The organism is Cytophagia bacterium CHB2 (assembly GCA_030263535.1).
GTDB lineage: Bacteria > Zhuqueibacterota > Zhuqueibacteria > Zhuqueibacterales > Zhuqueibacteraceae > Coneutiohabitans.
The window spans coordinates 1-10,078 of sequence record SZPB01000236.1; the positions used below are offsets into that span (position 1 = coordinate 1).

Genomic DNA, 10,078 nt, shown 5'->3' on the forward strand with positions numbered 1-10,078 from the left:
GGGGCATTGTTGCAACCGCGAATTTCATGGCTTCAACAGCCGCCCACAAGGGGCGGGGACTACAAACTCTGTTCATCCAAATGAAAAACGCTGTAAGGTGTAAAGTTTAAGGTGTTCTCAAAGTTTTGAATCTGGCAATACTATCACTTTCCCGTAGCATCAAAATACTTCTCGCGCGGATGAAATTGGCGGTGAACTTCCTTCAAATAAGCGCGATCGAGATGTGTGTAAATCTGTGTGGTGGCAAGATCAGCATGGCCGAGCATCTCCTGCACGGCGCGCAAATCCGCGCCGCCTTCGAGCAAATGCGTGGCAAACGAATGCCGGATGGTGTGCGGCGAAGCCGGTTTGGTGATGCCCGCGGCATTCAAGTAGCCGCGCAAAATCTTCCACACCCCCATGCGTGAGAATTTGCCGCCACGCGCATTGACAAACACTTTTTCCTGAGTGCGGCGCTTGCGGATAAGCTGCGGGCGGATTTGCTCGCAGTAATTTTGTACCCACAGCGTCGCAACTTCGCCGATGGGCACGAGTCGTTCTTTTGAGCCTTTGCCGAAGAGGCGCACAAAATGCTGCTGCAAAAAAAGATCGTTCATGCCCAGCTCGATGGCTTCGGAAACGCGCGCGCCGGTGGCATAGAGAAATTCCAATAACGCGCGATCGCGCACGCCCAATGCGGTGGCGACGTCCGGCTGCTGCAAGAGTAGCTCGATATCAGCAATGTCCAGCACGTGAGGGATTTTTTGGCTTTGGCGCGGCAGCGAGAGCGTCTCGGCGGGGTCGTGTGCGCAATACTTCTCGCCGAGGAGGTAACGATGAAACATGCGAATGGCAGCAAGCTGGCGGCCGATGCTGGTGGTGGCGAACCCCAATTGCGTCAGTTCGGTGAGCAGCGCGCGGATGTCGGCAACAGTAACTTCTGCCGGTGTGGTGAGGCGGCGCTGGGCAAGAAACGCGGCATAGCGTTTTAAATCGAAACCGTAGGAGACGACGGTGTTCTTGGCGAGATGTTTTTCAGCGCGCAAATAATCGAGAAATTCCGCGATGTAGTTTTCCATCGCTGCGTTCAATGCAGATCATCTTCTTGCGGGAGAAGAGGTGTAAGCAAAGAGAGCAAAACTGGCACGTCCGCCGTCACTGTTTCCCAAACCTCTTCGAGATCAACTATGTCATAGGCGTGTATGAGTTTGTCACGCATGCCTGCAATCGGCCCCCAAGGAATTGCGTCATGGTGCACCCGAAAATCCTGAGACAACCGTTTGACTGCTTCACCCATAACCATCAGTTGATGTAAAATGGCCGACTGCGTTTTAACATCCTGAAGGAAGGCGGCTTTATCTACCCCTTTTTTGAATTCAAGAATGAGCCGCGCTGCTTGGGCAATATCCAAAATAGCGGTATTATCACGTTGCATAAACAACCTCGGCGGTGCTTAGTATTTCCCGGCGCCGTATCCAGTTTTGGCTTTGCTCGACAGCACGTTTGCTAAAGAGATCAATTTTCCGATCAAATAATTTTGCCAATTCTTGTTCCATTTGCACGTGATCAAACAGGCTCCAATTCGCCTCTGGTGTAAACGTGGCCAAGATATCGAGATCACTTTGGGAATTGAAGTCATCACGCAGGGCTGATCCAAACAAAGCGAACTCGCTAATGCGCCACCGCCTGCAAAAGTCAGCGATTTGATCGGAAGATATTTTCAGATTCTGATTAAACATCGTCTATACCGTTTAAAAAAATCCAGTGTTAGCGGAATATCTACAATGCTTAAGAACATCGGCTACAAAGATAATGCCACTGATTTACACAAGTTTGCCACTAAAGCACTTCCTGATTTGTCAAACTCGCATCAAAAGCATGTCAACAGACAGTGCCAATGGTGCCTATCTATTTCCGCCGGCGCGGCGAGGTTTTTCTTTTGGATGATTTTGCCGCTTTCTTTGCAGGTCTTTTCGCGCGTTGCGTTTTCTTGGGCTTGGGCAAAATGCTTTCGGTAAGCGAGAGCGCGATGCCGGAGAGCATGACTTCCGGCCCCAGTGTGGTAAAATCACCGGACAGGACTTTCGCATCGACATTTGCAAACAACGAGCATCCCGCCTCTTTCTCGATGATCAATCCGCACACTTTGCCCTTATTTTCAGCAACGAACGTGACTTCGCCGAGCGCTTCGCTGACGACGAAGCCCGTGCAAAAATGCAGTTGCAAATGACTGGAGGCCGTGTACACCGAAATCAAGCTGCCCTTGTTTTTGCTGATGGCGATTTCGGGATAAATTTCGAGCGAGAGCCGCCGCCCGGATTCCGGATGATCCAAAACCATGCGAAAATTATTGCCGCGCTCTTTCGCTTCGGTTTGCAGCACCTCGGCAATTTTCTGAATGGCTTGTGCATCGAATTTCACGGTTACTCTCCAGATTGATCTTGCCTGACGTCGATCTATAAAACGAACCCCGATCAGGCAGCAATCGGGGTGCGATGGTTGGCGCAAGAAACCTCGGCGGCGGGCTTACACTTTCGTGACTTTTGTCGCTTGCGGGCCTTTTTCGCCCGCCACATATTCGAACTCGACTTCGGTGCCTTGCGGCAGCGTTTTGAAACCATCCATTTGAATAACCGAGAAATGAACGAACACCTCTTCACCGCCTGCCAGCGGCTCGATGAATCCGTAACCTTTGTTCTCGTTAAACCACTTCACACGGCCGCGCGGCATATCCTGCAACAACTCCGGTATTTTAGGTGCGACGGGCTTCCGTAACGATTGCAACAAAAGCCATGCACACGTTTGATTTGGCGAAAAAATATAGACAGTTTTTGATTGGATGTCAAGCGCATTTTAGGCGCGGTGAGGTTGCGTGCCAAACAAAGCGCTTGATATTTGCAGTCGGACGGTTAAATTGCGGCGCCAAGAACAGGCAACAAATGCCTGCTCAGACAAACAACCTTTTCAACGGAGGAGAGGCATGGAAAGCATCAACCCTGTGGCGGTATTGGCGGCAGCGGCGGCGTATTTCGTGCTGGGCGGTTTGTGGTATTCGCCCATGTTGTTCGCCAAGCCGTGGATGGCGCTGATGGGCACGACGGAAGAGGACATCAAAAAGAAGGGCGGCGCGGGCAAGGCTTATGCGGTGGCGCTCATCAGCTCGCTGATTATCGCATACGTCCTGGCGATTTTCATCACGCGCGTGCAGCCCGCGAATCTCTTCAGCGGCGCGGAAACCGGCTTGATGGCAGGCCTGGGCTTCAGCGCGATGACGAGCTTCACCACCAGCACATTTGAAGATCGCCCGCTCAAACTTTTTCTCATCGATAGCGGCTATAATCTCGTGGGTCTGGTTATCGCCGGCGCAATTTTGGGCGCTTGGCATTGAACGCCTGCCGCCTTCCGGATGATGCTCAATCCGGAAGGCGCTGTTGTTTTGTGATCAAAACCTGTCACAGCAAAATTTCCGGATGCGATCATGAGACCATCACAACAACGCCGGCGCAAAACAGTTGGGCGCATTGCGCTCACTCTTGCCGGGCTCTATCTCCTCCTGCTGATTCCCGCTTCAAACCCGCCGGAGCCGGCGGCCAGCGATAAGCAGCCCTTCGTGTGGAATAAAGACGAGTATTGGCAAGCTCTGGAAGATCGCTTTAAAAACGCGCGCCAACAAGGTTGTGAGGAATTGGCGCCGGTCATCGAGGCCGAATTTGCTTATGGCCACCACCTGTTGGATTCCCTCGACGCTGATACACGGCAGCCCGCCGATGCGCTTTTTGCGGAAATCGAAAGAATCGTGTTCGAAGCTGCGCCCCAGGTGGCGGCCTGTCCGCAAAAACTTTCCGGCTATACGCAATTTCAAACACGCTTGCGCAGATTGGTTAAGACGCAATCTCAACAATGGGATTTTTCGGAGGCGGCTACGCGCAACCGCATTTACCGGCTGCTCTACGGCAGCCGCGCCGCATTGGAAGAAGTTATGCTGCAAGCGCCGCAAGATTCGTTGCCGGCGCTGGCGCGCGGCCAGGAGGAGCCGTCACAAACGCCAGCGGCCAAAATCCTCGGGGTTACGCTGCACAGCGGCGACATTCTGGTATCGCGCGGCGGCGCGCCCACCTCGGCGTTGATCGCGCGCGGCAGTGATTATCCCGGAAATTTTTCGCATATCGCGCTCGTTCACGTCGAGGAGAAAACCAGTCTCGCTTCGATTATCGAGGCCCACATCGAGCGCGGGGTTGCCATTGCCACCCTGGAGGAATACTTGCGTGACAAAAAGCTGCGCGTGATGGTGTTGCGCTTGCGCGCGGATCTGCCTGCTTTAGTCGCAGAGCCGTTGCTGCCGCACAAAGCCGCGGCTGCCGCGCTGCAGCAAGCGCGTGAGCAGCACATTCCGTATGATTTCGAGATGAATTATCATGATGACAACAAGCAATTCTGCTCGGAAGTCGCCTCCGCCGCCTATCGCAAATTCGGCGTCAATTTATGGATGGGAATTTCTCACATCTCGACGCCGGGTGTGAGCGCGTGGCTGGCGGCGTTCGGGGTCAAGCATTTTGAAACGCAGGAACCGGCGGACTTGGAATATGATCCGCAATTGCGCGTCGTGGCGGAATGGCGCGATCCGGAAACACTTTATCACGATCACATCGACAACGCGGTGATCGACGCCATGCTCGAAGGCGCGGAAGCCGGCGATCGCCTGGGATATGCGTGGTATTTGCTGCCGCTGGCGCGGACGATGAAAGGCTACAGCATGCTGCTCAACGCGTTTGGCAAAGTCGGCCCGGTTCCTGAGGGTATGAATGCGGCAGCGGCCTTGCGGCATCAACAATTCAATCAAGCGCATCGCGCGCTGAAAGAAAAAGTGTTGCAGCAGGCCGAGGCGTTTCATCAGCAGAATGGCTATCGCGCGCCGTATTGGGAGTTGGTGAGGTTTGCGCGCGAGGCGAGGGAATCAAAGAGGTAAGCTTCGTGGCAATGAGCGCCTGATGGAACGCCGTTAGTTACTCGCTGTGGCCGGCGAAAATTTTATTGGAAAATCCGGTGAGAAGATCTTGAAAGGTGGGTTGTTCGGACATGCGTCATATCCCCAGGCCAAGTTGGGATGAATGCGTTACTCAACTTCGCGCAATAACCGGGCTTGGTGCACAATGCGCATGATGATGACTTCGCGGCGTTGAATACGAAAGATAATGCGATAACGAAGAAAAGGAATGTGGCGATAAATACGGCGGTTGCGAAGCCGCTCACGAATTTTCGGATAACGTGCAGGCGCCCACCTCAGCCCATCAATATGCTTGTCAAGTTGTTGAATGAATCTTACCGCTGCTGCATGGCGTTCGCGATCCAGATAAAGAAAGATGGCTGCAATATCATCTTGCGCCCTTAACGTGAGGCGTATGTTATAGGTTATGCTCACGGCGGAAGCGCATTATGAATTTATCATAATCATCAATTCTGCCAGCAGCAACATCCGCTTCGGCTTCTTCGATCATTCGCTCAAGCTCATGGGCAGTCGCGTCCAACGATAATTTACGTACATCAATCAACATCGCTTGAGGTTTGCCGTTTTTAGTGAGCAGCACCGGTTTACCGGAGCGGCGCAGACGCGCCAAAGCCTTGTCCGGATTGGCGCGAAAATCGGCAAGTGGCTGACTTGTGTGCGGGCGAGGCTTCAAGTTTTCTCTCCTTGATTTCAAAGACCCCTTCAACTTCTTTCTTCAGTCCAGGTTAGAACCGGATTTTGATTGTGTCAGTTTTGACCATTCTTCTCAAAATTCGGCAAAATGTACCATTGCCGGGCTAAATTTACAAACATTTTTTAGCCTGTGTTGGCGGCTTGCTTTTGTTGGCGAGAATTTGCATTATTCAAATATTTTTCAAACGCATTGAATTATCCAAATAAATGTGAGATTTATATGCTTAAACTTCGAACGACTTGGTTGACTGTCATTGCCGCTTTTTTCATGCTCTCTGCCTGCGCCCGGCAAACAGGCAAGCACACCAGCGCAAATGCTGATTTCGATCCCACCGTTATCCTCGTTTCGCTTGACGGCTTTCGCAATGATTATATCCACAAAACCGACACACCGAATTTGCAGCGTTTGGCAAAAAACGGTGTGATGGCGCAGGGCATGATTCCCGCGTTTCCCAGCAAAACCTTTCCCAATCATTACACCATCGTCACCGGACTTTATCCCGAGCATCATGGCATTGTGTCGAATACCATGTATGATCCGGACATGGATGCGCGCTTTCGCATCAGTGATCGTAAGGCCGTGGAAGACAGCCGCTGGTGGGGCGGCGAGCCGGTGTGGGTCACCGCGGAAAAACAGGGGCAAATCAGCGCAACTTATTTTTGGGTGGGATCGGAAGCGGAAATCAACGGCGTGCGTCCGCACATTTGGAAGAGGTATGACGGCGATATTCCCAATCGCGCGCGGGTTGCAGAAGTTTTGAGCTGGCTCGATTTGCCCAAGGCAGCGCGCCCCACGCTGATTACGCTTTATTTCAGCGCCATTGACGATGCCGGGCACGATTTTGGGCCGGATGCGCCGGAAATGCTGGCCGCGATCAGCGCCATGGACAGCGTGATGGGTGATTTGATACAAGGCCTGGAAAAACGCGACCTGTTCGATCAAGTTAATGTCATCATCGTTTCCGATCACGGCATGGCCCCCACCAGCTCGGAGCGCGTAATTTATATCGATGATTACCTCGATCTGCAAGCCGTCGAGGTGGTGGACTGGTCGCCGATTTTGGCGCTGCGGCCGCAGCAAAACAACGAAGAAGAAGTCTATCAGAAACTGGCGAAAGCGCATCCGCATTTGCAGGTGTATCGCAAAGCCGAGATTCCCGAACGGTTTCAGTATCGCAATCACCGCCGCATCATGCCAATCATCGGCATTGCGGATGACGGCTGGTCGATTCGGACCCGTAACCGCGTGCGTCGTTTTGGCGGCGATCACGGCTACGATAATTTGCTGCCTTCGATGCGCGCCACGTTCATTGCGCACGGCCCGGCATTCAAATCAGGCTTTGTCGCCCGCCCGTTTCAGAATATTCATGTTTATGATTTGATCTGCCATCTCTTGCGCCTCACCCCCGCGCCCAACGACGGCAGCTTGGATTCGGTGATGGTGTTGCTGAAAGCGAAGTAAAATATGGCGCAGTAGGCAATAATTTCGGAATGAGTAGATTCAGGGATTTCAAAAACCAGAAATCCCTCAATCTTTTTTAACAGCACATCTCTCACGTACCAATTACCTGTTAGAATCTTTTAATCGTTTTCAAGGTAGGATATTTCGGTTTGCATTTTTGGTCGCACAAGGAAGGCGTTGTATTCGAAGGCGGACTTTTACGGCTTTGAGAATACCGTCTCGAGGTGAAGTGCAAGCACGATTTTTTCACCAATGCTTTTCATCGTGCCTTCGTCGAGTGTGCCGAGGTATTTTTCGAGGCGAGATTTGGAAATGGTCTGGATATTATCAAGCTGAACATAAGAGGGGATGGGCAAATTGGCTTTTTGATCGATGTCGGCTTCCGTGGGGTAGCCTTTGCTCTGTGAGGTAATCTCCGCGACCGTCACTTTGTTGAGGTAAGGAATAGCGGCACTACGCGTGAGAATGACGATCGGGCGCCTACCGGATTTTGCGCCCAAGTCTGCCTGCCACACCTCGCCGCGTTTCATGGCGCGGACCAGGTCTGTGCTTCCAGCCAATCTTCTGCGCGTTGCGCTTCATCGGGATGCTTTTGCAGAGCAGCGATCCATTCTTGCTCGAAGCGCTGGCCCTCACGGCGTTTGAGCCAGGCGTGCAGCGCTTCGCGCACGATCGCGGTCAAGTCCGGCGACTGGGGCTTGCTGGCTTCTTCAATATCCGCAAGCAATTCTTCTTCAATCGTAATTTGAACATTGATCATGGCTTCATCCTACAAAACCAGTGTCACATTTACAAGCAAAAATTTGGCAGCTTCATCACTCCACCAATCTCCAAAACCATCAATCCTTTTTCAAAAGCACGTCGCGCAAATACCAATTGCCTTCCAAAATTTTCCAATCGTTTTCGAGCTGAGACATTTCGGATTGCAGCGTGTCGCGCAGGGCGGGATGCGATTTGCGTACGATCGCCCGTGACGTTTCCGCGCTTGCTAAATGCCACATTACGGCTTAAGATAAACTATCACAGATTAACCTCCTGCAGCGCTGCGGCAAACTCCCCCGGCGTGGCAAAGCGCTGCTCGCGGTCTTGTTGTAACGCTTTGACCAAAACTTGATCGAAGGCTTCTGTTAGCTTCACGTTGATTACAGAAGGCCGGGTAAATTGGCCGGACACGATTTGCGTGGAAATGCTTGACACGTTTTCGCCCGCGAACGGCCGTTGGCGTGTCGCCATTTCATAAACCACCGCCGCCAGCGAAAAAAGATCGGAGCGGCCGTCGATTTTTTCGCCGCGCAACTGTTCCGGAGACATGTAACTCGGCGTGCCCAACACCGCGCCTTCCTGCGTCAGCGTCGATTGCGCCAAATGCGCCACGCCAAAATCCAAAATCTTGACGGCCTCGCCGCCGAGGATCATGAGATTTGAGGGCTTGATGTCGCGGTGAATCACGCCGCGGGCATGCGCATAATCGAGTCCGCTGGCGATTTGCGCGGCGAAGCGCTGCACGCGGTTGAGCGGCAGCGGGGCCTCGGCTGCAATAATCTCATCGAGCGTTTTGCCGTCCAGAAATTCCATGGCAATAAAAAAATGCCCGCCCGCTTCTTCGGCTTGATAAATCGTGACGATATTGGGATGATTCAACGCCCCGGCGGCGCGCGCTTCGCGCAAAAAGCGCTCGCGCAATCGCTCCTGCCCGGCCGCGGAGAGACCGGACATTTCGCGCAAAATCTTCACCGCAACCTTGCGGCCAAGCGTGGGATCCATTGCGGCATAAACTTTTCCCATCGCGCCTGCGCCGATTTCTTCAATAATTTCGAATTGTCCCAAGCGGCGCGGGCCGCGTTCGTCATAAATCAATTCCGTTGCAACCGCGGCGCGTTGCGATATCTTTGCCGTGCGCCGGGCCATGTCATTCTTGCGCAAAAACAAAGCGCTGCTGCCGGCGAGCATGATCATGAGCATCATGCCGAGGCTGTGCAGCCACATTTGTCCGCTCGCAAACAGGCTGAAACCGAGAAGCCAAATCAACAAAACGAAACCGGCCAGTATAATGCCGGCGGTGCGTTTGTGCAGCCGCAAACCAAGCCACAATGCCAACGCGCCTGCGGCAAGCGCCGGCAACAATTCCAGCGAGGTGAGATAACCCGGACGCGACAAGGTATGCTGATGCAAAATATTCGCGGAGGAGGTGGCGAGTTTCTCGATGCCCGGCATGCGCGCCGAAAACGAAGTTGATAGAAAATCTTGTGTGCCCGCGGCAGTTACGCCGACAAACACGATTTTCCCTGCCAGTTCATTCACACGAGTGCCCGCCAAAACCTCAGCCGCAGAAATCTGCGAGAACGTGCCTGCCGGGCCGTAATAATTAATCAAACTGAAACCGCGAGCATCCATCGGAATGAAAATCCCGCCGAGTTGAATGCCTTCCCCGACTCGGACGTGAATCTCACTGCGCGTGAGTTGCCGGCTTTGCGCGGCAATTTGCAGCGGCAACGAAGGGAGATACAACTCGCCATAGCGAACAAGTTGCGCCTCCCAGCGCACGAGATTATCGCCGCTCTTTTCATCGGTGATCAAATTAATGTGGCCGCCGGGCAGACTTGCTGAAAGCAAATCCAGCGAAGCGTGATTGATGGAATATGCGTTCAAATAAGGTTCATTTTCCACGGCGGATAGCGGCGCATCGAACAGGATCAACGCGCTCGCGGTCACCGGTTCGGGCAGCGGTTGCGTGGGGGCATTGGCGCGCGTGTGCAATTCGGGAAAATAATATGGCAGCACAATGCCAATTCCATTTTGTTCATGGTTCGACATACGCTCACCAACCTGGTTCGACATACGCTCACCAACCTGGTTCGACACAGGCTCACCAACCTGGTTCGACACAGGCTCACCAACCTGGTTCGACACAGGCTCACCAACCTGGTTCGACACAGGCT

At 53.1% G+C, this 10,078-nt stretch carries 13 protein-coding genes; 3 read left to right on the forward strand and 10 right to left on the reverse strand.

What is annotated here, in order from left to right; translation table 11 throughout:
* Positions 1 to 143: 143 nt before the first annotated feature.
* The 5 genes from xerD to FBQ85_20045 form a co-directional block, all read right to left on the reverse strand.
* Positions 144 to 1,058: a site-specific tyrosine recombinase XerD gene (gene xerD, locus FBQ85_20025; protein MDL1877423.1), complete on the reverse strand. Its 915-nt coding sequence runs from the start codon at positions 1,056 to 1,058 to the stop codon at positions 144 to 146.
* 8 nt (positions 1,059 to 1,066) lie between these two features.
* The gene (locus tag FBQ85_20030) at positions 1,067 to 1,414 is read right to left on the reverse strand and encodes a DUF86 domain-containing protein (GenBank protein ID MDL1877424.1); all 348 of its coding nucleotides are present in this window, start codon (positions 1,412 to 1,414) and stop codon (positions 1,067 to 1,069) included.
* A complete protein-coding gene (locus FBQ85_20035) occupies positions 1,404 to 1,718 on the reverse strand; it encodes a nucleotidyltransferase (GenBank protein ID MDL1877425.1) in 315 nt (104 codons plus the stop codon). The genes FBQ85_20030 and FBQ85_20035 overlap by 11 nt, the downstream gene beginning before the upstream one ends.
* Positions 1,719 to 1,887: 169 nt before the next feature.
* Positions 1,888 to 2,400 (reverse strand): hypothetical protein, encoded by a 513-nt coding sequence (locus FBQ85_20040; protein ID MDL1877426.1) that lies wholly within the window; start codon positions 2,398 to 2,400, stop codon positions 1,888 to 1,890.
* A gap of 105 nt (positions 2,401 to 2,505) precedes the next feature.
* Positions 2,506 to 2,709: a cold shock domain-containing protein gene (locus FBQ85_20045; protein ID MDL1877427.1), complete on the reverse strand. Its 204-nt coding sequence runs from the start codon at positions 2,707 to 2,709 to the stop codon at positions 2,506 to 2,508.
* Between the two features lie 250 nt (positions 2,710 to 2,959).
* Here FBQ85_20045 and FBQ85_20050 point away from each other — a divergent pair, with 250 nt between their 5' ends.
* Together FBQ85_20050 and FBQ85_20055 are read left to right on the forward strand one after the other, a co-directional pair.
* Positions 2,960 to 3,367 (forward strand): DUF1761 domain-containing protein, encoded by a 408-nt coding sequence (locus FBQ85_20050; protein MDL1877428.1) that lies wholly within the window; start codon positions 2,960 to 2,962, stop codon positions 3,365 to 3,367.
* A 90-nt stretch (positions 3,368 to 3,457) separates the two neighbouring features.
* Positions 3,458 to 4,945, forward strand: coding sequence for a hypothetical protein (locus FBQ85_20055; protein MDL1877429.1), 1,488 nt, complete (start codon positions 3,458 to 3,460; stop codon positions 4,943 to 4,945).
* Between the two features lie 147 nt (positions 4,946 to 5,092).
* On the opposite strand, the gene FBQ85_20060 is transcribed toward FBQ85_20055, so the two are convergent.
* Together FBQ85_20060 and FBQ85_20065 are read right to left on the reverse strand one after the other, a co-directional pair.
* Entirely contained in the window at positions 5,093 to 5,398 is a 306-nt protein-coding gene (locus FBQ85_20060) for a type II toxin-antitoxin system RelE/ParE family toxin (protein MDL1877430.1), read from the reverse strand.
* Positions 5,382 to 5,690, reverse strand: a complete 309-nt coding sequence (locus FBQ85_20065) for a type II toxin-antitoxin system Phd/YefM family antitoxin (GenBank protein MDL1877431.1) — start codon at positions 5,688 to 5,690, stop codon at positions 5,382 to 5,384. The genes FBQ85_20060 and FBQ85_20065 overlap by 17 nt, the downstream gene beginning before the upstream one ends.
* 207 nt (positions 5,691 to 5,897) lie before the next feature.
* Here FBQ85_20065 and FBQ85_20070 point away from each other — a divergent pair, with 207 nt between their 5' ends.
* A complete protein-coding gene (locus FBQ85_20070; GenBank protein ID MDL1877432.1) occupies positions 5,898 to 7,139 on the forward strand; it encodes an alkaline phosphatase family protein in 1,242 nt (413 codons plus the stop codon).
* A 197-nt stretch (positions 7,140 to 7,336) separates the two neighbouring features.
* Here FBQ85_20070 and FBQ85_20075 read toward each other — a convergent pair whose 3' ends face one another.
* The 3 genes from FBQ85_20075 to FBQ85_20085 all read right to left on the reverse strand — a co-directional run bounded on the left by FBQ85_20075 (position 7,337) and on the right by FBQ85_20085 (position 9,977).
* Entirely contained in the window at positions 7,337 to 7,669 is a 333-nt protein-coding gene (locus tag FBQ85_20075) for a type II toxin-antitoxin system PemK/MazF family toxin (GenBank protein ID MDL1877433.1), read from the reverse strand.
* Complete coding sequence (locus tag FBQ85_20080) at positions 7,666 to 7,899, reverse strand: hypothetical protein (GenBank protein ID MDL1877434.1); 234 nt, start codon at positions 7,897 to 7,899, stop codon at positions 7,666 to 7,668. The genes FBQ85_20075 and FBQ85_20080 overlap by 4 nt, the downstream gene beginning before the upstream one ends.
* A 260-nt stretch (positions 7,900 to 8,159) precedes the next feature.
* Positions 8,160 to 9,977, reverse strand: coding sequence for a CHASE2 domain-containing protein (locus FBQ85_20085; GenBank protein ID MDL1877435.1), 1,818 nt, complete (start codon positions 9,975 to 9,977; stop codon positions 8,160 to 8,162).
* Between the last annotated feature and the right edge of the window lie 101 nt (positions 9,978 to 10,078).

Bases quoted from the DNA above. Each gene is read 5' to 3' on its own strand.
- xerD (MDL1877423.1), bottom strand. From the start codon at position 1,058: ATGGAAAACTACATCGCGGAATTTCTCGATTATTTGCGCGCTGAAAAA.
- FBQ85_20030 (MDL1877424.1), bottom strand. From the start codon at position 1,414: ATGCAACGTGATAATACCGCTATTTTGGATATTGCCCAAGCAGCGCGG.
- FBQ85_20035 (MDL1877425.1), bottom strand. From the start codon at position 1,718: ATGTTTAATCAGAATCTGAAAATATCTTCCGATCAAATCGCTGACTTT.
- FBQ85_20045 (MDL1877427.1), bottom strand. From the start codon at position 2,709: ATGCCGCGCGGCCGTGTGAAGTGGTTTAACGAGAACAAAGGTTACGGA.
- FBQ85_20050 (MDL1877428.1), top strand. From the start codon at position 2,960: ATGGAAAGCATCAACCCTGTGGCGGTATTGGCGGCAGCGGCGGCGTAT.
- FBQ85_20055 (MDL1877429.1), top strand. From the start codon at position 3,458: ATGAGACCATCACAACAACGCCGGCGCAAAACAGTTGGGCGCATTGCG.
- FBQ85_20070 (MDL1877432.1), top strand. From the start codon at position 5,898: ATGCTTAAACTTCGAACGACTTGGTTGACTGTCATTGCCGCTTTTTTC.
- FBQ85_20075 (MDL1877433.1), bottom strand. From the start codon at position 7,669: ATGAAACGCGGCGAGGTGTGGCAGGCAGACTTGGGCGCAAAATCCGGT.
- FBQ85_20080 (MDL1877434.1), bottom strand. From the start codon at position 7,899: ATGATCAATGTTCAAATTACGATTGAAGAAGAATTGCTTGCGGATATT.
- FBQ85_20085 (MDL1877435.1), bottom strand. From the start codon at position 9,977: ATGTCGAACCAGGTTGGTGAGCGTATGTCGAACCATGAACAAAATGGA.